Source organism: Flavobacterium crocinum, from assembly GCF_003122385.1.
Lineage (GTDB): Bacteria > Bacteroidota > Bacteroidia > Flavobacteriales > Flavobacteriaceae > Flavobacterium > Flavobacterium crocinum.
Genome location: NZ_CP029255.1, coordinates 2,308,263 through 2,332,185 on the forward strand (window position 1 = coordinate 2,308,263; position 23,923 = coordinate 2,332,185).

Here is a 23,923-nt window from a genome sequence, read left to right on the forward strand (position 1 = left end):
TTTAAACAAAAGTTTTTTGCAATAATTCCAGTCTAAAAGGCTTGTTCCAGAAATCAGAGACATATTTGTTTTCTCTTATTTTCTTAATTTCATCACTATCCAAAGTAGAAGAGAGTACAAAAATTTCAATTCTGTTTTTTACATTTTCCGGAAGCCTGTCGAATTCATCTAAAAACTCAAAACCATTCATAATGGGCATTTGAATGTCTAAAAGAATGATCAGGGAATGATGATTGGGATTCTTTACCAGCCAGTCTATGCCTTCTTTTCCGTTATTGGCAATATAAAGCGGATTAATGTCTAATCCTTTTTTAAGTAATTTTTTAGTAACAAACTGATCAATCAGGTTGTCTTCTATTATGATGAATTGAGATCTAAACGGCATGTGAGTTTGGTATGGTTACAATAAATTTACTTCCGATATTACTTTCTGAAAAAACAGTAATATCGCCTTTAATGTTTTCAACAGCTTCTTTTACAATATATAATCCTAATCCCGAACCTTTATTTTTGTTAGTTCCAAAATACATGTCAAAAATGTTTTCTTTATGTTCGTCGTGAATTCCAATTCCATTATCAGTGACTTCAATTTTATTTGAACCTTCACTCAAATAGGTTTTTATGGTTATGAACATTTCTTGTTTGCTGCTGTCTGCATATTTTATGGCATTTGAAATCAGGTTGTTAATGATAATTTTTAGGCGAAGACCATCGCTTTTAATTTGATCTATCTGAAGCTCCTGAGTGAATTTTATTTTATTTGCATTTTCAATGTGCATCAATTGTAGAATAGCTTCGTTAAACAGTTCTTTAAGACTAACGGGTTCCATGATCACTTCTTTTCTTTTGTTTTTAGAATAATCAATGATGTCACTGATAAATTGATCCTGACGAGCCAGACTATGATGCATCATTTGCAAATAATTGCGAACCTGATTTACATCATCTTCTAGTGCTGTAATTTCAATCAGACCTTTTAGGGAAGTGATTGGAGATCTTAAATCGTGTGATGCACTGTAAACAAAACGATCCAGCTCTTTGTTTACAATTATTAAATTTTCGTTCTTAACTTCAGTTTCTTTTTTGGAAACAAGAAGTCTCTTAACCATAATAGAATAATACAAACAGACACTGCAGATTATAACCAAAATAAAGAAGATGTTGGTAATGATTAGTAGGTCTTTAATTTTTCGGGTTCCTTCTCCTAACGTATTCGAAAAATTTCTTTCATTGATAGTTAGCCGGTCACTAATTACACTAATTTCTTTCATGAATCTTTTCTGATCTGTGCCGGTTAAGATTTCACGTTTTATTTTAGCATCAATTTGCTGACCAATAACAAAAAGTTTAAAAATCAGTTTGTCGCCTTTTCCCCATTCGTCAATTGCCTTAGATAAAAAAGAAACATTTTTGAAGTTGTCAAAAAGCCAGATTACATCATCGAGATCGTCTTCATGATTTCGGCCAGTTAAAAATCCATTTCTGGCCACTTGATTATCTCCTGCTTTTAGCAGTGTTATACGTGCAATTCCATCTCCCTGAGGTACTTTTATTTCCTCAAGAAATGATTTCCACTGATTTGGATTTTGAGTATATAAATAACTTATTAGATGTCTTGAAGCATCTTTTTGACCTTTAGAATAATGAGATTCTCCATTAACATAAGCTCTGTTTGCCGATAGAATTTTAATGGTAAAAAAATTGATGCAGATGAGTAGTGCGCAGGAAATAAAAACGATTAGAATAAGAATGAAAACATTCGGAAAACGAAAGTTTTTTAAAGCTTGTAACTTAGACATAATCTTATAATTAGTAGGTTAATAATAAAGTGTCTTTACGTGTTTTTTACAATTTGAAAACAATCTTATTTGGGAAAGACTATTTCGTGTTAAATTAAACACTTGTTAAAATTATCGGCGCTTAAAAAATAGATTTGGAATGATTCTCTCAAATATAGTGAAATTTATCTTATAAGTTTTACAAAAAAATAAGTTGAAATTGAAAATTTTTCAAACGGATTCTTTTTTGTTTAACGTGTTGTCTGGTAGTTATTTATGTTTTTTATGCCTTTTATTTGAGTGAAATTAGATTTTGAATTCCTCAATTTAAAAGTGAATAAGAGAGAAAAAACGGAAAGTAAAGAAAAGAAGATCAGCTTCCTGTATATCAATTAACACATTAAAATTTGGCATAAATAATCAATCTTCTAAAAGCATAAATAGCAGGGATATTTGGGAAATAAGTGTTTATTCTTTTTTTGAATTCAGTAGTTAATTCTTCAAATTCGTTTTCTTTTAAGCGCTCTTGATAAACGGTTAAAGCGGAGCCGGAAATAAAATCAAAAAAGTCATTTTGAGCGGTAGAAATAATAGGATATACTTTTTCGTATATAACTAAATCCTTTCCGCCATTTTCAAAAAGGATTTTAGCATATTCATCCAAAGTCAGAACTGGTGAAGGTCTTGTCCAATTATTTAGATACGAAGCAAAAGGTTGCTCCTGTACTAAGTTTAAAAGTATTTTATTGAGGATATTTTCATTTTGCTGAGGCATTTGAACTGCCAATTGTCCACCTGAATTAAGACAGGAAATAATTTTAGGAAAAAGTTCATAATGATTATCGATCCACTGTAAAGCTGCATTAGAAAAAATAAGATCCCATTTGGTTGAATCATTCAATTGTTCCAAAATAGGTTTTTCTTCAAAAAGGAGATTTTTTTGGATAGGAGCTTTGGCCAGCATTTCAGCTGAGTTATCGATGCCAAGAACACTTGGATTGGTTAATTTTTCGGATAATTTTTGGGTGAGTTCACCAGTTCCACAACCCAAGTCAATAACTTTTAGGTTGGGTTTGTCGATAATATGACTTGATAAATCTTCAAAAGGTTTTGAACGTTCATCTTTAAATTCGTTGTATTTTTTTGGATCCCAGGTCATAGTATTGTTTTTATTTAAAGTTAAAAAAAACTTTAACGTTTAAAAAATAATAAAAATTATTGTTTTATTGCATGAAAGTTTCTGTTACAATACAATCTTAATCAAGTTCATGCCAAAAGTGATCACAGCCATTTTTACATTCGGTATTTCTTCTTTCTGTGTCAGTAATTTTAAAAATCCAAAGCAATGAAATTATTATTTTTTGACTTTCATTTGAAGGAAGAGAAGCTAATTTCTTGAATGCAATTTTTGTTGGAAAACGTTGAAGAATTACAATAGGAGTATAAGTTGGTTTTAATGGGATTGTATTTAATGCCGTTTGATAAGTTTCTGAATTATAATCTATTTTGTCTGGAATAGAATTGAGAATATAAAAATGAAGCGTTTTGAAAAGTTGTTCGAAAGAATGATTTTTATCTAATAATAATTGAGCTCCAAAATCGAAGTCAATTTTGTCTTGTGCAATTTGATTGATTAATAATTCGTGCTTTTCCATTGGATAAAAATAAAACTTTAGATTAAATGATTTCTTGAAAACTTCTTATGAAAACGGATTTGCGTAAGGGATAGAAACGGCATCCTTTTATGGCGGGGTTCGCCATAAAAGATATAGTGGATAGCCCGACCCGGAGGGATACGCCCATATTGTTTTTATTGTTTGTTTAAAAAGAGATTAGACATTCTTGCTGCCAATTGGAATTTGGAATTTCAAGATTTGAAGTTTCTAAAAAAAGTATATCTTTAACCAACCCTAAACCAATAAAAATGCAAGAAAACGACCAGGAACATTTTAAAAGAGAACTCGGATTATTAGACGGAACCATGCTTGTAGTAGGTTCTATGATTGGATCCGGGATATTCATTGTGAGTGCCGACATAGCACGGCAAGTAGGATCGGCTGGATGGCTGACGCTCATTTGGCTAATTTCAGGATTAATTACCATTATCGCCGCAGTGAGTTATGGCGAGTTGAGCGCTATGTTTCCAAAAGCTGGAGGACAGTATGTTTATTTAAAAGAAGCGTATAACAAACTCATTGCGTTTTTGTACGGATGGAGCTTTTTTGCCGTAATCCAAACCGGAACAATTGCAGCTGTTGGAGTGGCTTTTTCAAAGTTTGCAGCCTACTTGTATGAACCTTTTAGTGATGAAAATATATTATACGAATTAGGTTCTTTTAAGCTCAATGCAGCACAGTTAGTCTCTATTTTTACCATTATTTTATTGAGTTATATTAATAGTCGCGGTGTAAAGGATGGTAAAATTTTACAGACGGTTTTAACAATCATTAAAATTTTGTCTTTGCTTGGACTTGTAGTTTTTGGATTAACGCTTGGCGCAAAAGCTTCTATCTGGGATGCTAATTGGGCGGACGGATGGAGCACTCGTGCATTTGATAAAGAAAGTGGTTCCTGGCTTCCAATTGGTGGAACGGCTCTGATTTCCGGAATTTCGGCAGCGATGGTAGGATCCTTGTTCTCAAGTGATGCCTGGAATGGTGTTACTTTTATTGCCGGTGAAATTAAAAATCCAAAACGTAATGTTGGTTTGAGTCTGTTTTTGGGAACTTTTATTGTAACCATAATTTATGTTTTAACGAATATTATGTATTTGGCAGTTGTTCCTTTTGATGAAATAGCGACAGCAAAATCTGATCGTATTGCTGTGGTGGCGGCACAATATATTTTTGGAAATATTGGAACACTAATTATCGCCATAATGATTATGATTTCGACTTTTGCCTGCAATAACGGATTAATTATGGCAGGAGCGAGAGTTTATTACACAATGGCAAAAGATGGGTTGTTCTTTAAAAAAGCAGCAGTTTTAAACGAATCAAGTGTCCCTGCATGGGCACTTTGGGCACAATGTATCTGGGCTTCGGCTTTATGTCTTACAGGGAAATATGGTGATTTGCTAGACTTTGTCATCATAATAGTTCTGATTTTCTACATTTTGACGATTTACGGAATTTTTATTTTACGCAAAAAAATGCCAGATGTTGAAAGACCTTATAAAGCTTTTGGCTATCCGTTTTTACCAATGCTTTATATTATTACGGCTTCAGCAATTTGTATTTCTTTATTAATCACAAAATTCTCAACCTGCGGATGGGGAGTTTTAATTATGCTGACAGGTATTCCGGTTTATTATGTAACGAAACCTAAAGAATAGTTTTTTGTTTCATGTTGAAGTCTAAGAACTTTATGAAATAAAAAAAGCGCCTTGATTATTTTTCAAGGCGCTTTTTTTGAAACAAATGTCTAACCAAAATTAATTATTATATCTCAGGGAAACTTAAGGAAATATTTTAAAAATAGCCCGCAGATTAAACTAATTAAAAAGGATTGTGCTGATTTTTTTAACTACGCGAATTAGTTAAATTGCCTAAATAATCCGTTAATCTTTGGGCTTATATAATATGTTTTTAATTTTTAACAGAATAAGGAAGTGAAAGATTGCCACTGGCAACGTTGTAAACCTTGTAAACCCCTAACATTGGTTTGGTACCTTCGCCATCATGTGAACCTCCTGTTCCTGTATTGACTTCCATATAACAGGTTACAGCATCAAATTTGAAATTGGTTTTGTTATTAATTCGGAAATTTGGAACAATAACTTTTATAGAGTTTCCTTTGGTAGCGATATTAAAACCCGGACTGTCCATATACATTGTCATTCCTGGATTTGTTGGAGGAAGCACAACATTTGGATCTTCTTTTGCAAATTCTTTAACCGATAGTCCGCCGCCAACACGTTTGTCTTCTACCAGTAGAACCCAGTGGGCATGCCAGACTAAACCATCATTAAGGTAATTTCCGTCCAGATTTTCATCCCACAATGGCGTGTCTTCAAAATCGGGATGTGAGGTTAATCCCAAAGCTACAATTCCTTCGACCTGCCCGAAACCAATATCAGACGATTTTAAAGTTGTGGGAAAAACATAAGCCAAAACGGGAGCTCCGTTTAGCTGTCCCACGGGTTTTGGTGTAGTATTTCCTGCCGTTCCTTCAACTTTTATATCCCAGACTGTAATTCCCAAATCGGCTTTGTGAGTTATAGAGGCAGATTTTATTTTAAAGTCACTGTTGTTATAAGTACCGCATTTATCACAGGCTTTTGAAATAGTGCAGTTAACAAAGATGATGCATAAAATGAATATTGATTTTTTCATAATTCGTATGGTTTAATGTTAATTGCCTTTAAGAAAACAATAGACATGCCACATACGAAAACAGCCCTAAAAACAAGGGTTTTAGAGCTTTTTTAAATTTAAACAAGATGTTATATATCGTAAATTGAATTTTATTTATTGAAATTTCGCTGATGTAATTAGTGTATCATAAGCTTAAATCATTATTAATTCTTTCTTCCGTTGGTCTTAAAAAAATAAGATAAATTATGATTAGAATTCCAAATAATACGAAGTCTGGTTTTACAAATAAAATTAAAAACGCGGCTCCTTCCAAAACGGCCCAGCGCATAATAGAAGCAGCCTGATAAACAGGCATTTTTTCTTCTAATTTTAATTTAGGGTCAATTTGTTTTAGCTGAGATTTAAATAAAAATGTACTCAGGATATAAGCTGATACAGGTATTAGTATATAAATAGCTGAAGATGAATCTATATTTGGGATGTCTAATGTTTTTATAGAAAATTCTACCAGAAAAAAATAAGCGGCCAGAGTTCCTGCGCAAATGGCAAGATGAATAATTTGTAAGGTCTTGATTTTTTCACTCATAATTTTATTGTTTTTTTTGATAATTAAGATCAAACTTATACAAATATAAAGGTTTACATTCGGGCAGCTGAGTTTTAAAACAAAAAAACACTGCGGTTAGGCAGTGTTAGAATGTTAAAATCGATGAGACTGTAATTTATACAATAGCAGGCTCAAGAGATGATTCTATAGTTGAATTAATAATTGATATGGTAAGTGGATCTGATTCTCCAGAGAAAAAAGCTTCCAAAACTTCCAGAAATATTGGATTTGCATTTTCTACTAAAGAAAACAAAGTCATACAGGAACGTAATTTTCGGGCATCTAAGTCGCCAAAAATTCCGTCAGCCGATTTCATTTTAAAGGTTAATAACAATTCTGAAATTTCAATTAAATGTTTTCCTAAAATTGGATGTTCTAAATAATCTGAAGCTTCTTTTAAATCGTTAATGGCATAAAGATTTGCTGTATCGCTTTTTCCTAAACCTTTAATTTGAGGAAAAATAAACCACATCCAATGCGTCTCTTTTTTGCCTTTTCCGATTTCAGAAAGGGCAGTAAGATAAAGTTTGTTTTGGGCATCTAAGAAGCGTGCTAAATCGTTGTTTGAATAAGCCATTATGGTATTATATTTTTTTAAAAGTTTGCAAAAATAGTAAAAAAGGAGGGTTCAGCCTAATAAAACGTTCATACAATCAGTAATTTAACTTTTTTCGACAGAATTTTCCTCGTCGGGATTGAGCTAATAAATCAGCTAGTTTTTAGTTCCTAATGACTTACGCATTACGTTGCGTTTGTCTAAAAGTTAAATTTATTCTGGGCAAAACTTTGCGAGCGGTTTTGGGAACATGATGTTGCCAAAAACTATTTGTAGTTCCCGCCATTAGTAAGAAAGAGCCGTGATGAAGAGGTATTTCGACCAACGGAATATCTTTTCTAAACTTATGACGAAGTTTAAACATTCTGGTTTCTCCGAAAGTCACTGAAGCGATAATTGGATCTTTCCCAGACTTGTCTTCCCGGTCGCTGTGCCAGCCTACACCATCTTTGCCGTTTCGGTATAAATTTAACAGAAGGCTGTTAAAATCAAGCTGGGTTTCTTTCTCCACACGACTTCTGATTTTTAATAATTCATACGTCCAGTCTGGACCTTTTGGATCTGCTCCTTCATTGTCTTTATCTTCATACCAGGCAATCATTCGGGGAACGGTATAAGTTTTATCGTAAACCTCCATTTCATATTCTCTCCATTTGGTTTTGCGAAGGATTCTTTCATAGAAAGTATCAGATTCTTCTTTACTAAAGAAATTTTCGATTAAAATCAATTCGCAGTCTGGCAGGTCAAATATTTTTTTGCCAGCTTGTCCGGTAGTAAATAATTCGGTGTCGCTAAATAGTGTCATAATTTTAATTTTTACAGCTCTATTTTTCTCAAATTTAATTTTAGTCTAAAAACTGCTTTTTAAAGAATACTTTTCGAGGATGTTTTTCTGCATAAGAAAAAATCAGCTGCTCGATGTATTGATTGCTTTTATAAGGCGTCACATAATTTTTTACGTCTGAAGGTTCGTGAATCGAAACATCGGAAGGAAGATATCCCATTCCATAAAAATGCCCATTTTCGATCCAGACACAGCTGCGTTCTTCTTTTGATTTTCCTTTATCGATAATGGCAAAAGTGGGTCTGTTGTTTAACAAATAATCAATCGCATTGTCGACTTGTGCATTATGCATGATAGCATCAGGCAGGCTTTGTGGATTATTATTCTGGAAAAATTCTCCTTCTTCTGGTCTTGTATATTTACAGAAACGATGATCGATTTCAAATCGTTCAGCCAAACTTCTAAGAATATTAGTACCTTCATATAAACTGCTGAATTCATGAAGACAGACCTGAAATTTACTCACTTTCCCAATGGCAAGATATTTATAACCATTTCGAGCTTCGTATTGATAAATGCCAAATTTAGCTTCAAAACGTTTTAAAGCTCTGTTGTAAGTCGGCCAGAGTTTTTTGATTTCGGTGCATTCTAAAAGAAGTGCCATTAGCTCGGTAGCGCAGACTTCAAAGGAAATTCCGTGAATATCCCTTAAAAAATGCTGTCTTTGCGGATTAATATTATTTCCGCTAAAATGAGAAGCCACACGTTTTTTCAGATTAATCGCTTTTCCGACATAAATCACTTTTTTCGCCTGATTATAAAAATAATATACACCTGGTTTGTCGGGTAAATTATTGAAATCATCTGGCGGAAGGTTAGGAGGAAGACGTTGATCTTGTGACGTTTTTTTGATCATTTTTTCAATTTCTCCTGCATCATCCCATTCCATTAAAAGAGAAAAAAGTAGGGCAGTAGCATCGGCATCTCCGCCGGCGCGGTGTCGATTTTCTAAACCAATATTTAAAGAGTTACAAAGATTTCCTAAACTATAAGAACCCAATCCAGGTTTGATTTTTCGCGCAGCGCGAACAGTACAAAGCTTTTTAGCCGACCATTTAAAACCAGCCTGTTCCAATTGATGATGCACAAACGAATAATCGAAATTAACATTATGAGCTACGAATATACGATCTGTCAGCATTTCGAGAACTTTCTCTGAAATATCATCAAAGATTGGCGCATTGGCTACCATTTCGTTATTAATTCCTGTTAATCCAAAAATAGAAGGAGGAATGTCCTGTTGAGGATTTACAAGGGTTTCATAACGATCCAGCACATTTTTACCATCATGAATAATGATCGCAATTTCAGTAATGCGACTTCCACTGGCATTTCCGCCTGTGGTTTCAATATCGACTATAGCATATTCCGTATTTTTCATCTTTATATAACGTAAGTTGTTCTTTAGTTATTTTTTTTAGTGTTCAGTGTTCAGTATTTAGTGTTCAGCCACAGTGTTTACCTGAACACTAAATACTGAACACTGAGTACTAAAACTTCATTCTATGTCTCGGCAGATTAATTTCATGCCCCTGCGGATAAGGCTTTCGATGTGTTAGGCTTATATCTTCTTTAATCTGGTTTTGTGTTCGGTATTGATCTTTAGCATCCATATAACGCGGATCTGGAATAAAAGGCATTTTGGCCATTTTGGTTATGGTAATGGTTGGAAAATGATAATCGACTTCGACATTTCCTAACAACAAATAGCAGCCTCCGCCCTGAAAAGGATGTTTTTCTAAACTATCCGGAAAGTGTGCCGTATCAAAATAAGTGCCTTCATGATCGATCCAAGTTCCAAAATACATCGTTCCTTTTTTGGTCGGAACGTGTTTTCTGGAAATCAAATAAGCCAGCATTCTGACTTGCTTTTTATGATATTGAACCAAATCTTTCGCCATCACATCACCGCGATGTTTGGTTTGAAGAAGATCAAAAACAGTGCATGAAACGGGAAAACTTAAAAGCTCGATTTCGTCAAAAGCATCTTCAAAAACAGAACGTTCCAGCGTTGGAAGTTTGTATTCTTTAACGGGTTCTTGCAGTAATTTCAAATCTCTGTTTTCAGGCTTAAAATTATTCAACAGGAGACTGGCAGTTACCAAAAGCTGATTTTTGGTTTTTCCTGTAAAACGAAAAGCATCAATAAAAATCAGAGTTTTAACGCCTTCAATTCCAATTGGAATTCGGTTGATAAAATCTTCCAGAGAACTAAAATCGCCTTTTTTATTTCGATCTTCTTCAATCAAGTGAGCGATTTTAAATTCCAGACTTTGAATGTGCATAAAACCTAAATAAATATCGGTACCATATAAAGTCGTTTGATATTCGCTTTTATTCACACACGGATTATGAATCGTTCCGCCAGACATTCGCGCTTCGTGTACATACACTTCGGTTCTGTAAAATCCACCCTGATTGTTGATTACCGCTGTCATAAATTCCACAGGATAATTGACTTTCAAATACAAACTCTGATAACTTTCAACCGCATAAGAAGCCGAGTGCGCTTTACAAAAAGAATATCCTGCAAACGATTCAATCTGGCGATAAATTTCCTGACTCAACTGTAACGGATGTCCTTTTTGAGCACAGCTCGCAAAGAAATTATCCTTTACTTTTTGCAAAGCTTCCAAAGATCTTCCTTTTCCTGACATGGCACGACGCAGAATATCACCATCAGGAGCGGGAAGTCCGCCGTAATGCTGAGCAATTTTAATTACATCTTCCTGATAAACCATAATGCCGTAGGTTTCGCCAAGATGTTCTCTGAAAACCTCATGAAAATATTCAAACTGAGTTGGATTATTATGACGAAAAATATACTCTTTCATCATTCCCGATTGTGCTACTCCGGGACGAATAATAGACGACGCGGCGACCAAAATTTTATAATTATCACAATTTAAACGACGCAGTAAACCACGCATAGCAGGACTTTCGATATAAAAACAGCCAATCGTATGGCCTTTGGCCAAATAAGAATTGCAAACAGCCTCGTCTTTAGAAATTGAAGTATCGCGAATATCCACTTTTATACCTCGGTTTTTGGCAATCAGTTTTACGCTGTCATCGATGTGACCAATACCGCGTTGGCTTAGAATATCAAACTTGTCAAAACCAATATCTTCGGCAATATGCATATCAAAAAGTACGATTGGAAAACCTTTTGGAGGCATTTCCAGAGGCGTGTAATTGGTAATGGGTTCTTCAGAAATTAGAATTCCACACGCATGCATGCTTCGTTGATTGGGATATTTTCCCATCATTTTTCCGTATTCCTGAACCAATTTTACAATTTTATTGGTTGGATGAAGTTCTTCCGGATTTTTTGCCAAAAGATCTAATTCATCTTTAGGAAGACCAAAAACCTTTCCGACTTCTCTAAAAATAGAACGGTATTTAAACTCGACGTTCGTTCCGCAAAACGCAACATGATCTTTGCCGTATTTCTCAAAAATATATTCTAAAATTGTGTTACGTTCCTGCCAACTCCAATCAATATCAAAATCGGGTGGTGTTTTTCGGTTTAAGTTTAGAAAACGTTCAAAATAGAGATCGAGTTCAATAGGGCAGATATCGGTAATTCCGAGACAATAGGCAATGATGCTGTTGGCACCGCTTCCGCGACCAATATGCATAAAACCTTGGCTGTTGCTATATTGAATAATATCCCAAGTAATTAAAAAATAACCGCTGAATTCTAATTCGTCAATTACTTTTAATTCTTTTTCCACGCGGGCTTTTGCCTCAGTATTTTCGTTTCCGTAACGTTTTTCAAATCCTTCCCAAGCTAATTCCGTCAGTTTTTCTAAATCTTCCTGACGATTTTGAGTATAGAATTTTTTATTTCTTTTAGCCGAAAAATCATATTGAAAATTACAATCGTCAATGATACGTTGTGTATTCAAAATGATTTCAGGATATTTTTCATAGAAAGGTAGAATCGATTCTACAGGTTTCATCACATCAGAAACTTTGCAATAATCAGCTTCTGTAAGTTTCGATAAAATAATATTCGTATCAATAGCACGAAGCACTTTATGCAGGTTGTATTCTTTTTTATTTCTAAAAGTTACAGGCTGTAAAATCACCATTTTGGAGATTTTATTTTTATGTTTTGAAGTCAGAAGACTAGAAACTTCTTCAGGGCGAACTCCGATAAATTCATTTTCATAAAGTGTTTCAGGAGCATTTTCTAAAGTATAAATCACAAAAACCGATTCGAATTTTGGAGCACGCAAAGGCAAAGTTTCTCCGCTGAAATTATAATCCGTTAAAAAACGATTCATTTCTGCTAAACCTTCTGCATTTTTAGCGAGGCCAATATATCGGAATTCATGATTGCATCGAAATTCCATTCCAATCAAAGGTTTGATTTCTTTTTCCTGACACGCTTTTATAAAATCGTAAATTCCGGTAACGGTATTAATATCGGTCAATGCCATTGCTTTTATACCATGCAAAACGGCTTCGGCAATCAAATCCTTAAGCGGAATTGTGCCGTAACGCAGAGAATGATAAGAATGACAATTGAGATACATTATTTCTTGCGTTTTAAAATTTCGTCTTTAGTGTTGGGTTTAAAGTGAGCTCCGGCGCAACGCATTACGGCATCAAAACCATAACGGCTTTTCATTTTGTCCATCGCTTCATAAAGTGAAAGCATTTCCTGAGTGTCTTCAAAAAGATCAATTTGATAGGTTCCGCGCACGAGTCCGCTAAAGCGAACACCAATCAAGCGCAGACGCATACGACGCTGATATACTTTCTCAAAAAGTTCTATTACATTTTTCGTCAGCACATGATCGGCAGAGGTATAAGCTACCCGGCATTGTTTGGTTTCGGTATCAAAATTGGCGTAACGTATTTTGACTGTAACAGTCGAAGTCAGCCATTGTTCAGCACGAAGCTGAAACGCTAGTTTTTCGACCATTCCTAATAATATTCTTCTCAGTTTGGCAAGATCGATAGTATCTTGAGAGAAAGTCGTTTCGGTCGAAATTGATTTTCTTTCGGTATAAGGTTCAACTGGCGTATGGTCAATTCCGTGCGCTTTTTTCCAAAGTTCCAGACCATTTTTACCAATCATTTGTTGTAAAACCTCAGCAGGCATTTCGGCCAAAGTCTGAATTTTACGAACGCCAATTCGGGACAAAAGCTGAAAAGTAACAGCTCCCACCATCGGGATTTTCTGAATAGAAAGCGGATTTAAAAAATCTTGTACTTCTTGTTCCGGAATTTGAAGATTCCCTACAGGTTTGCCTTCTCCAGTCGCAATTTTAGAAACGGTTTTATTGATGGATAATGAAAAACTAATTGGAAGTCCGGTTTCTTTAATAACTTTCTGCGCCAATTCATTTGTCCATTTATAACTACCGTGAAATTTATCCATTCCGGTAATATCCAGATAAAATTCATCGACACTGGCTTTTTCTAAAACAGGCGCTTTTTCCTGAAGAATTTCAGTAACATCATGAGAAAGTTGTGAATACAGTTCCATGTCGCCTTTCATCACTTTTGCGTCTGGGCAAAGTTTTAACGCCATACGAATTGGCATTGCAGAGCGAACACCATATTTACGGGCTTCATAAGAACAAGATGCCACAACGCCACGATCTCCGCCACCTATAATAAGCGGAATTCCGTTAAGTTCTGAGTTGGTGCGTCTTTCGCAGGATACAAAAAAGGTATCCAGATCCATATGTACAATTGCCCGTGCCATTTTCCTTTTGTTTTTGTATGGAACAAAATTAGTACAGGTGATAACAATTTTTTGTATATTTGCTGTTCCAAATTATAACAAATTAATTATGTCCTTATTTTCAGACAACATCAGAGCACTAAGGGTTAAGCATAAAATATCACAAGAAAAATTAGCTGAAAACCTAAGTATTACAAGAGGAAGATACGTGAAATACGAAGACGGAACTTCGGAAGCACCGTATGACATTTTAAAGAAAATTGCATTATATTTTCACATGAGTATTGATTTGATATTATCTGTCGATATACGCAAAATTGATGTGCAAAATTTGATAAAACTGGAAGGCAACCGACTTATTTTACCAATCCAGGTAGATAGTTTTGGAGAAAATTATATCGAAATTGTATCTCAAAAAGCAAAAGCAGGTTACCTCAACGGATATGCTGATCCGGAATATATTGAAAGTTTACAGCAGATTACACTTCCGTTTTTAGGCCCAGGAAAACACCGTGGATTTCCCGTTGAAGGAGATTCAATGCCTCCGCATGAAGATGGTTCTATTATTATTGGCCGTTATGTGGAAAAACTGGGAGAGGTGATGGACGGTAAAACTTATATTCTGATTACTAAGACTGAAGGAATGGTTTACAAACGTCTCAATAAAAACAAAAAGAATAGTTTGGTTTTAGAATCAGATAATAGTTTTTATCCGAATTATGAAGTGAAAGCGTCTGATATTCTCGAGATTTGGGAATACGAATGTAATATCGGACGTTCTGATAAAAAACAAGAAACGACGGAAACTGGAGCAATGAAAGATTTGCTTTTAGAATTAAAGCGTGAAGTTCGAGAAATTAAGAATAATACTTCGAATACCTAAAAAAAGTTTTGCCACAGATTTCACAGATTAAAAGGATTTTTGAATTACTTTGTCTAGATTTTCCACCACGAATTCACGAATTTTTATTTGAAATAATTCGTGAATTCGTGGCGAATAAATTAGCACAAAGAAAAATCCTTTTAATCTGTGAAATCTGTGGCTTTAAAAATAAACTTTGTGCCTTAGTACCTTCGTGGCAAAAAAACTAAAAGATCTTCGCAAATCCCAATCCATATTGCTGTCCATTATAAAAAGGCATTATCATAGAAGTTGATTTATTTTCGGCTGATGATTTGAATAACTTTTTAGTAATATACGGATTGATCCAATAAGCAATTTTGGTACTCAAAATCCCAATTCCCGCTCCAGCAGCGACATCAGTTAACCAATGACGATTATTGTAGATTCTAAAAAGTCCCGTTCCAGTAGCAACGGCATAACCTGCAATTCCATACCAAATTGATTTGTCTTTATATTCTTGATATAAAAATTCGGCGCCCATAAATGCAGTTGCAGTATGTCCAGAAGGAAAGGAGTTGTTCGAACTTCCGTCAGGCCTTTCAACATGTGAAATCGATTTTAAGCCTAAAACCGTTGTCGCCATTATGGCGTATGAAGTCACCAATATGACCGAGCGATCGCGCATATTGTTTTTGCCTTTTACACCGAAAGCATTCAGCGCATAAACAGATACGGCAGGTGCGTACTGAGAGAAGTCATCAATGGTAACTTTCTCGTCAATATCTTCAGTAACTTCATCTTTAATTTGGTGATTGAAACTCAAAAGCTGATCACTTTCTAAACCAATTACGCCATAACCAATTAAAACCGACGGAATGATTAATTGTTTGTAATTGAATTTTAGTTGATGAGAAGTACTGTCAATTTTAGTAATCGAATCATTTTGCTGTGCATTCGCAGAAAATAATCCGAATAGAAATACCAGAGAAACCGCTTTGTGGAACATTGTTTTTGTCGTTATATTTTGCAATAGTAACGAATGTTTAAAGCTGGTATTTTGGTCTTAATTGAACCTTAAGCGAACTTTAATTTGTTGGGTTTAAATAGAGTAATTGGATTAAGATTGGCTAAATTTATTTAAAAATTCCATAAGAATAATTGATATTGTAGCAACGGATTTCAATCCATTGAAAATTAGATGTAGATGATTAAAAGTCCCATAGGGAAGATTAATATTTGCGATCAATATGTACCGAACCTACGGTTCTTTTGTATTGCAGAATCTCTGTGTCAACCGGATTGAAATCCGGCCCTACAAAATGACTCGAGCCTACGGCTCTTTTGATAAATTTTATTAAAATATAATTTGTGAAAATTTGTGTAATTTGTGGCGAAAACACACACACAAAGTTATTCAAAAATCTGTTTAATCCTTTTAATCTGTGGCTGAAAAATAAAACTTAGCGTCTTAGTGCCTTTGTGGCAAAACAAAAAAAATTAAGTTTTCAACGAAAACCAAAACGTACTTCCCAAACCTAAATTACTTTCAACACCAACACTTCCATTCTGAGCTTCAATAAATTCTTTGCTAATCGCTAAGCCCAATCCCGTTCCAGATTTCTGACTTCCCGGAACCTGAAAATATTTATCGAAAACCCGGTCTTTATATCGTGTGTCAATTCCTTTTCCGGTATCGATCACCTGAAATACGATTTGATTTAATTCTTTTTTAAGTTTGATGTGAATGGTACTTTTTTCAGACGAATATCTGATGGCATTCGATAAATAATTGATCAAAACCCAGCCTGTTTTTTCGCTGTCAGCTTTTACTTCGGTTAGGTTTTCATCGGCATCAACAATTAACTGAATCTGTTTTTGATCAGCTTGAACTTTAACTGCTTCAACAGCATAATTTACAATTTGAAGCGGATTGCTTTTTTCGATATTCAGCTGAATGTTTCCAGTTTCTAGTTGTGATAAATTAAGTAATTCGCCTGTAATTTTCAGCAGTCGCTGACTATCATCTTTAATGCTTTCAACCAATTGTTTCTGATCGTCGTTCATATCGCCAGTTTTGGTATTTTGAAGCAATTGAAGACTTAATTTTATAGACGCAATAGGAGTTTTTAATTCGTGCGAAACTGTGGCAATAAAATTGGTTTTAGCAAAATCCAGTTCTTTAAAAAGCGTAATATTTCGAAGAATAATAACATCACCAATATTGATTTCCTTTTCCTCTCCAGTTGGAACTATGGTAATATTTAGGATTTCTTTTTCGAAATAACTTTCTTTTCCGTGAGCAAAAATCTTCAAAGGTTGTTTTTTAGGAGTATTCGAATCTTCTTTTAAAATTAAAGAACGAATCAAATCATTCGACAAGGCTAGATTAGAAGCCGATTTCCCGATAACATCTTCCAGTTTCAGACCAATAATTTTCAACGCTTCATCATTAGCAAACAAAACAACTCCTTCATTATCCAAACCAATAATAGGATCGTTCATATTATTGATAAGCGTTTCGAGGCGTTTCTTTTCAAAAAAGAGTTTATACAAATTACTGTCGTTATATTCCTGAAGTTTCTGCGCCATCGTATTGAACGATTTTGCCAAATCACCAAATTCGCTATGACTTGTAAAATGAACTCTTTCAGAATAATTTTTATTCGCAATTTCCTTAATACTCAGCGTTAATTCTTTTATCGGATTAGCAATATTATTTGGCAGATTAACCAACAGATTAAAAGCAATCAAAAAGCATAAAGTACCAACAATAGCAATCCATAAATTAGCATTTTCGGCAGTATGTTTGGCAATGTCGCTTTTCTGTTTTATGGCGTCGAGATTCAACTTCATAATCGCAAAAATATCCTGTCTGATCTGTGCTTTTAAAGTATCCTTAGAACCATTTTTTTCTAAAAGAGCAAAGTTTTTTTCAAGATTCGCTGTAGCTTCTTTTTCTCCTGGTTCAGTAACATTTTGAGTTTGTTTTTCAAGATATTCTTTAAAAATATGAATTTTGTTATCCTTATTCATTTTGATTTCATCCAAAGACAAAATCATATTTCTGGAATATTCAAGCGTATTATAATTTGCTTTTAGAATATTCTCTGTATCTGCTTTGATCAAAAAAACAGAATATCCGCTGACCAGCGAAAGTATAATGATCATTAAAAATAATAATCCAACTCCCAGATTCAATTTGGTTTTAATTCTCATTTTATAAAACATTTAGTTTTTTTGAACCATATAAGTAATATAAGGAAATATTAGTGTTGCTTTTTTTAACCGCAAAGAGCGCTAAGGTTTCGCAAAGCACACAAAGATTGGACAAAAAACTTTGCGCCCTTGCGACTTGGCGAGCAAAAACTCTAGCGAACTTTGCGCAAATCATTGCGCTCTTTGCGGTTAAAAACTCAACATCCCGTATTAAATGAACTTATATAACTTATATGGTTTAAAAATTTTTTCACGACAGTATTACAAGATCAACATTTGATAAAGACAATTTGTTCAGCAAACGTCTGAAAATTGTTGTAGACAAAATTACTTTAAACAAATTAAAATGCGGTTTCCCGATGCATACCGTTGTAATTTGTTTTTCTTCTACCGTTTTTAAAATAGCATCCGTAATATTTGAATTTTCCAATTTAATAACTTCCGCACCCAATTGCACAGCGAGTTTAAAGTTATTAATTAAATGCCTTTGTTTGTCAAGTGCGATTCTGGTACTGCTTTCTTTTGGCGTTTCGACATACAAAACATACCATGAACCATTATAATAGCTCGCTAAACGTGCCGCTTTTCTAATTATAATTTTGGCTGTTTTTTCATTACTGCTAATACAGGCCAGTAATTTTTCATGTCGTAAAGCATGAAGATTCGGAACTTCACTTTCTACTTTTCGAACTACTTGACTCGCTACTTCTTTCAATGCCAGCTCGCGCAATTGAAGAATCTGTTCCGATTTAAAAAAGTTAGCTAAAGCCGTCTGAATTTTATCAGCCGTATAAATTTTTCCTTCTTTCAAACGGGCAATCAAATCTTCCGATGTCAAATCGATATTCACGACTTCATCTGCTAATCGTAAAACATTGTCTGGAATTCGTTCCTGAACATCAATATTCGTAATCCGTTTTACATCTTCATTTAAACTCTCAATATGCTGAATATTGACAGCCGAAATTACATTAATTCCCGCGTCAAGAATTTCGAGAACATCTTGCCAGCGTTTTTCGTTTTTGCTTCCTTCGATGTTGGTATGCGCCAATTCATCTACAATAACAACTTCCGGACGAAGGTTTATAATCGCCTGAACATCGAGTTCTTCAAGTTGTTTTCCTTTATAAAAAATAGTTCGCCTCGGAATAATCGGAAGACCAGTCAAAAGTTCATGCGTTTCCTTCCGCATATGTGTTTCGATGTAACCGATTTTCACATCGATTCCGTTTTTCAATAACGAATGTGCTTCCTGAAGCATACGAAAAGTCTTGCCCACACCGGCGCTCATTCCAATGTAGATTTTAAACTTTCCCTTCCGTGATTTCTGAATCAAATCCAGAAAATGCTGTGCGTTATTATTTTCGTTTTCCATATTTTTTGCCACGAAGGCGCTAAGTCACAAAGTTTTTTTTAAGCCACAGATTACACAGATTAGAAGGATTATTTGAATGGCTCTGTGTTGATTTATCCGCCACGAATTACACAAATTTTCACGAATTATATTTAAAAAAAAATTAGCGAAAATTTGTGTAATTCGTGGCGAAAAAAAATCCTTTTAATCTGTGTAATCTGTGGCAAGAAATATTCCCCTAAAAACTAATCGCCAAGGAAGTCGTTACAAACGTATTCGTATCCGTTGGAAGATTGTCTTTATTTGTGAAGATTTCGTCTTTACTTGAAAGGTTTCTTGCTTCAATTCTAAACATAACATTATCAGTAACTAAGTAATCAAAGTTAGCCGAAAATCCGTAAGTTTTAAAACCATTTGGCGTTTCAGTTGCGATGATTACACCTTTTTCGTCGCTGTAATATTCACCTCTTGCCGATAGCTGAATTTTATCAACCGGTTTGTATTGCAGAATCACAACAGGCGAAAACCAAACATCATATTTGTCGCTTCCTTTAGCCGATTGCTGTGAACCAATATCAAAACCAGTCGTTAAGTTTACTTTTTCAGCCACTTTAAATTGTCCGTAGAAATTATTGAAATAACGCCATTTTTTATCAATATCCGGCTGTTCGTTTCCAACATACGTACTCCAGTTTAAAGTTACATTATCCGATGGTTTAAAAGTAACTTGCGTTCCAAAAGCAGGAGTTTGATTGCCTTCTACTTTCTCAATTCTCTGCCAGCCGTTCAAATATATTCCGGCCAAATACCATTTTCCAGATTCAGAGGTATAGCCAATTTTCACTCCAGCTTCATAATAAGGAGAATTCTCTGCTAAAATGCTTCGTGTCAAGTTTGCGCAATCTTTTCCAATTGCACTTTCAAAACCAATGTGCGAAGGCATAATTCCAGCATCAAGCCATAAATTATGGTTTTTCGAAATCCTTACTCCCACATTCGCTTCATAAACATTTTGCAGTAAACCCTGCTCTGCCGACATATTATACTGCGGATAAGTTCCTGCCATAAGTGCAAAATTTCCACGGACATTTTCTGTCGAATAATTCACTTTTGCCATTCCCAAATTCAGGTTAACTTCATTGCTTTTATTATAACTGTAAAAAAATCCTGGACGAGTATGATTTTCAGGTTTCCCAAAATCATAACTGTAATAAACGTCTACATATCCTGAAAACGTAAACGGACTTTTGGATTCTTCTTGTGCTTGTAAATTGCTGTAACCAAAAGCGATTAAAGCGGTAAGTAGTATTTTTTTCATTTTTGTGGTATTCAATTATTTATTTAGTAGATTTTTTAGGAGCTAATCCCGCTATCCGTTTCAATCTTTTCCTGGCTAAAGAAGCCAGAAAAAGGATTTCCACTACTATCGGGGCTAGGGCAATTGGGGTAAAAAAGGTGTTTTCGTATTATAATATTTTCATATCCTAACAGGTTTCCAAAACCTGTTAGGTATTATTGTAGTTTAGTTTTTCGATTCCAATTCTCGCCATTTTTTGTCATCCTGAGGAACGAAGGATCACACTAGAAGCTCGACAAAGATTGGCGATCATGCGGACGGAGTTTCTCGTGTGATCCTTCGTTCCTCAGGATGACAAACTAAACGGTTACTTCATGATAAAACTTGATGCAGATTTTTCATACCTAACAGGTTTCTAAAACCTGTTAGGATAAAAACTTAGAACCTTAGCATCTTAGAGTCTTAGCGAAGCGCATCAAGCGCCACATTCAACTCCAAAACATTAACCGTTTCAGGTCCAACAATGGCCGAATTAATTTTAGATTCCACCAAAGCTTTTACTTTAGCTTCGTCCAATTTTCTTTCTTTAGCAATTCGTTTTACCTGAATCAGCGCCCCTTGAGGAGAAATATTAGGATCTAATCCACTTCCTGAAGCCGTCACCATATCTGAAGGAATATCAGATTTTTTTAAATAAGGATGAACCAATAAAAGCGTATCGATTCTTTTTTGAACCAAAGCCAGATAATCAGCATTGCTTGGACCTTTATTACTTCCGGCACTTCCGGCGGCATTATAATCTACAGCCGAAGGTCTTCCCCAGAAATAATTTGATTTATCGAACTTTTGTCCTATTTTTTGATAACCGACAACTTTGTCGTTAACGGTGATAGTTTCTCCTTTTCCTTGATTTGGAGCTAGCTGACCTATCCCGTAAATGGCTAAAGGGTAAATAACAATAAATAGCAATAGTAGTGCTACTGTAAGTTTTATGAGTGAGAATATGTTTTTCATTTTTTTTTATTTTAGAGGTTCTAAGGAACTAAGGTTCTAAGAGACTAAGAAAAAAACTTAGCACCTTTTTTTACATAAATAGTGCAACAATCAAGTCAATAATTTTAATCCCAATAAATGGAACAATAATTCCTCCTAAACCATAAATTAAAAGGTTTCTTTTTAAGATGGCACTCGCTCCAATTGGTCGGTAATCAACACCTTTTAACGCAAGCGGAATTAATATCGGAATAATGATCGCATTAAAAATCACAGCTGATAAAATCGCACTTTCAGGACTATGTAGATGCATAATATTCAAACCTTGAAGCGCTGGAATCGCCGTAATAAACAAGGCAGGAACAATCGCAAAATACTTAGCAACATCGTTGGCAATAGAAAATGTTGTCAAAGTTCCGCGAGTCATTAAAAGCTGTTTTCCAATTTCAACAATCTCGATTAGTTTCGTTGGATCATTGTCAAGATCGACCATGTTTCCGGCTTCTTTAGCCGCTTGAGTTCCACTGTTCATGGCAACTCCAACATTGGCTTGCGCAAGGGCAGGAGCATCATTTGTCCCGTCACCCATCATGGCAACCAGACGACCTTCAGCTTGTTCTTTGCGGATGTAATTCATTTTATCTTCAGGTTTTGCTTCCGCGATAAAATCATCAACGCCAGCTTTCTCAGCAATAAATTTAGCTGTCAAAGGATTATCACCGGTAACCATAACCGTTTTGATTCCCATTCGGCGTAAGCGCTCAAAACGTTCTTTCATTCCGGTTTTGATAATATCTTGAAGTTCGATAACACCTTGAACTTCATTGTTTTTTATAACAACTAGCGGCGTTCCTCCGTTAGACGAAATGGTAATAACTTGTTGAGCAGTATCTTCAGGAAAAGAATTACCAGCTTGCTGCGCAATGTTTTTTGCAGCATCTTGCGCCCCTTTTCTTATGTTGGTTCCGTCTTTTAATACGACTCCAGAAGTTCTGGTTTCGGCAGTAAATTTGATGGTGTGAGCAATGTCAGAAGTAGTTTGTAAAAAGCTGGCTTTCGTTTCACTTTTTACATCAATCATCTCACTTAATTCCAAAATACTTTTTCCTTCAGGAGTATCATCAGCAAGTGAACTCAAAACCGCCGATTTAACGAAATCATCAAAAGAGATTCCTTTTGTTGGATAAAAATTGGTTGCTTTTCTGTTTCCAATGGTAATTGTTCCGGTTTTATCCAAAAGCAATACGTCAATATCTCCAGCAGTTTCAACCGCTTTTCCCGATTTTGTAATTACGTTAGCTCGCAAAGCTCTATCCATTCCCGCAATACCAATCGCAGAAAGCAGACCTCCAATTGTAGTTGGAATCAAACAGACGAACAAAGCAATGAAAGCCGCAATCGTAATAGGAGCGTTGGCATAATCTGCAAAAGGTTTTAAGGTTACGCAGACAATGATGAAAATTAGAGTGAAAGCGGCTAACAGAATTGTCAAAGCAATTTCGTTTGGTGTTTTCTGACGGCTTGCACCTTCAACCAAAGCAATCATTTTGTCTAAAAAGCTTTCTCCAGGTTCAGAAGTTACCCGTACTTTAATCTTATCAGACAGTACTTTTGTTCCTCCCGTAACCGAAGATTTGTCACCGCCCGCTTCCCGAATTACTGGAGCACTTTCTCCCGTAATGGCACTTTCGTCGATTGTTGCCAGACCTTCAATGATTTCTCCGTCGGCAGCAATTAAATCGCCTGCTTCACAAATGAAGATATCGTCTTTTTTTAATGTTGAAGAACTTACGTTTTTGATTTCGCCATTTGATAAAATCTGTCTTGCAGGAGTTTCTTCACGAGTTTTTCTTAAGCTGTCAGCTTGTGCTTTTCCTCGGGCTTCGGCAATAGCTTCGGCGAAATTTCCAAACAAAAGAGTAGCGAATAAAATTAAGAATACAATTATATTATAAGCTAAACTTCCCTGATCGGTTGCGCCCATTAAGATCGAAATACAGACTGCAAACATAATGGCAGTTCCGATTTCTACGGTAAACATTACCGGATTTTTGATCATCATTTTTGGATTAAGCTTCACAAAAGACTGCACGAACGCTTCTTTTACCTGCTGGCTTTCAAATAATGATGCGGATTTATTAGTTGTCATTTTCTTGTAAAAAGTTAAATGTTATTTGTTAAATGTTATGCATTAAAAAACACATAGAATGGAAAACATAGCCAGCGGTTTCAACCGCTGGAACACAACGTATATCATAATCTGTGTTCTCGCAATCCGTTTCCCGTGGTTTCAACCACGGGCTATATTTAAAATAAGAATGAACAATTTGTTGTTCAACTATGTGTTAGAAACAAGTTTCTTTTTATTCATCTTTTTTAGGAAAAGAAAGAACTATGTTTCTATGTGTTTAAAA

General features: G+C 35.0%; 19 protein-coding genes. 2 read left to right on the forward strand and 17 right to left on the reverse strand.

Annotated features, from left to right (window positions below; genetic code table 11):
• Nucleotide 1: 1 nt before the first annotated feature.
• The 4 genes from HYN56_RS10570 to HYN56_RS10585 all read right to left on the reverse strand — a co-directional run bounded on the left by HYN56_RS10570 (nt 2) and on the right by HYN56_RS10585 (nt 3,433).
• Nucleotides 2-385 (reverse strand): response regulator, encoded by a 384-nt coding sequence (locus HYN56_RS10570; RefSeq protein ID WP_109192132.1) that lies wholly within the window; start codon nt 383-385, stop codon nt 2-4.
• Nucleotides 375-1,799 carry a sensor histidine kinase gene (locus HYN56_RS10575; protein ID WP_109192133.1) on the reverse strand — a complete coding sequence of 475 codons (1,425 nt, stop codon included), beginning with the start codon at nt 1,797-1,799 and terminating at the stop codon, nt 375-377. Before HYN56_RS10575 ends, HYN56_RS10570 begins: the two co-directional genes overlap by 11 nt.
• A gap of 379 nt (nt 1,800-2,178) precedes the next feature.
• A complete protein-coding gene (locus tag HYN56_RS10580; RefSeq protein WP_109192134.1) occupies nt 2,179-2,937 on the reverse strand; it encodes a methyltransferase domain-containing protein in 759 nt (252 codons plus the stop codon).
• A gap of 97 nt (nt 2,938-3,034) precedes the next feature.
• Complete coding sequence (locus HYN56_RS10585; protein ID WP_109192135.1) at nt 3,035-3,433, reverse strand: DUF5958 family protein; 399 nt, start codon at nt 3,431-3,433, stop codon at nt 3,035-3,037.
• 269 nt (nt 3,434-3,702) lie between these two features.
• Between HYN56_RS10585 and HYN56_RS10590 the strand changes: the two genes are divergently transcribed.
• Nucleotides 3,703-5,112, forward strand: a complete 1,410-nt coding sequence (locus HYN56_RS10590; protein WP_109194774.1) for an APC family permease — start codon at nt 3,703-3,705, stop codon at nt 5,110-5,112.
• Between the two features lie 253 nt (nt 5,113-5,365).
• On the opposite strand, the gene HYN56_RS10595 is transcribed toward HYN56_RS10590, so the two are convergent.
• From HYN56_RS10595 to dinB, 7 genes are all read right to left on the reverse strand, one after another.
• Nucleotides 5,366-6,112, reverse strand: coding sequence for a hypothetical protein (locus tag HYN56_RS10595; protein WP_109192136.1), 747 nt, complete (start codon nt 6,110-6,112; stop codon nt 5,366-5,368).
• 166 nt (nt 6,113-6,278) lie between these two features.
• Nucleotides 6,279-6,680, reverse strand: coding sequence for an MFS transporter (locus HYN56_RS10600; RefSeq protein WP_109194775.1), 402 nt, complete (start codon nt 6,678-6,680; stop codon nt 6,279-6,281).
• A 136-nt stretch (nt 6,681-6,816) separates the two neighbouring features.
• Nucleotides 6,817-7,278 carry a DUF1810 domain-containing protein gene (locus HYN56_RS10605; RefSeq protein ID WP_109192137.1) on the reverse strand — a complete coding sequence of 154 codons (462 nt, stop codon included), beginning with the start codon at nt 7,276-7,278 and terminating at the stop codon, nt 6,817-6,819.
• Between the two features lie 157 nt (nt 7,279-7,435).
• Nucleotides 7,436-8,062 carry an alpha-ketoglutarate-dependent dioxygenase AlkB family protein gene (locus tag HYN56_RS10610; protein WP_109192138.1) on the reverse strand — a complete coding sequence of 209 codons (627 nt, stop codon included), beginning with the start codon at nt 8,060-8,062 and terminating at the stop codon, nt 7,436-7,438.
• 40 nt (nt 8,063-8,102) lie between these two features.
• On the reverse strand, nt 8,103-9,482 hold the full coding sequence (locus HYN56_RS10615; RefSeq protein WP_109192139.1) for an exonuclease domain-containing protein: 1,380 nt from the start codon (nt 9,480-9,482) through the stop codon (nt 8,103-8,105).
• 109 nt (nt 9,483-9,591) lie between these two features.
• Nucleotides 9,592-12,645 (reverse strand): DNA polymerase III subunit alpha, encoded by a 3,054-nt coding sequence (locus HYN56_RS10620; protein ID WP_109192140.1) that lies wholly within the window; start codon nt 12,643-12,645, stop codon nt 9,592-9,594.
• The gene (gene dinB, locus HYN56_RS10625; protein ID WP_109192141.1) at nt 12,645-13,826 is read right to left on the reverse strand and encodes a DNA polymerase IV; all 1,182 of its coding nucleotides are present in this window, start codon (nt 13,824-13,826) and stop codon (nt 12,645-12,647) included. The genes HYN56_RS10620 and dinB overlap by 1 nt, the downstream gene beginning before the upstream one ends.
• Before the next feature lie 88 nt (nt 13,827-13,914).
• Here dinB and HYN56_RS10630 point away from each other — a divergent pair, with 88 nt between their 5' ends.
• Nucleotides 13,915-14,688, forward strand: a complete 774-nt coding sequence (locus HYN56_RS10630; protein WP_109192142.1) for an XRE family transcriptional regulator — start codon at nt 13,915-13,917, stop codon at nt 14,686-14,688.
• 205 nt (nt 14,689-14,893) lie between these two features.
• On the opposite strand, the gene HYN56_RS10635 is transcribed toward HYN56_RS10630, so the two are convergent.
• The 6 genes from HYN56_RS10635 to kdpB form a co-directional block, all read right to left on the reverse strand.
• Nucleotides 14,894-15,655 carry a phosphatase PAP2 family protein gene (locus HYN56_RS10635; protein ID WP_109192143.1) on the reverse strand — a complete coding sequence of 254 codons (762 nt, stop codon included), beginning with the start codon at nt 15,653-15,655 and terminating at the stop codon, nt 14,894-14,896.
• Between the two features lie 491 nt (nt 15,656-16,146).
• Nucleotides 16,147-17,865, reverse strand: coding sequence for an ATP-binding protein (locus HYN56_RS10640; protein ID WP_109192144.1), 1,719 nt, complete (start codon nt 17,863-17,865; stop codon nt 16,147-16,149).
• 250 nt (nt 17,866-18,115) lie between these two features.
• Nucleotides 18,116-19,240, reverse strand: a complete 1,125-nt coding sequence (locus HYN56_RS10645) for a histidine kinase (protein ID WP_109192145.1) — start codon at nt 19,238-19,240, stop codon at nt 18,116-18,118.
• Nucleotides 19,241-19,457: 217 nt separating this feature from the next.
• On the reverse strand, nt 19,458-20,537 hold the full coding sequence (locus HYN56_RS10650; protein ID WP_109192146.1) for a porin: 1,080 nt from the start codon (nt 20,535-20,537) through the stop codon (nt 19,458-19,460).
• Between the two features lie 441 nt (nt 20,538-20,978).
• Nucleotides 20,979-21,530, reverse strand: a complete 552-nt coding sequence (locus HYN56_RS10655) for a K(+)-transporting ATPase subunit C (protein WP_109192147.1) — start codon at nt 21,528-21,530, stop codon at nt 20,979-20,981.
• 70 nt (nt 21,531-21,600) lie between these two features.
• Nucleotides 21,601-23,658: a potassium-transporting ATPase subunit KdpB gene (kdpB, locus tag HYN56_RS10660; protein ID WP_109192148.1), complete on the reverse strand. Its 2,058-nt coding sequence runs from the start codon at nt 23,656-23,658 to the stop codon at nt 21,601-21,603.
• Between the last annotated feature and the right edge of the window lie 265 nt (nt 23,659-23,923).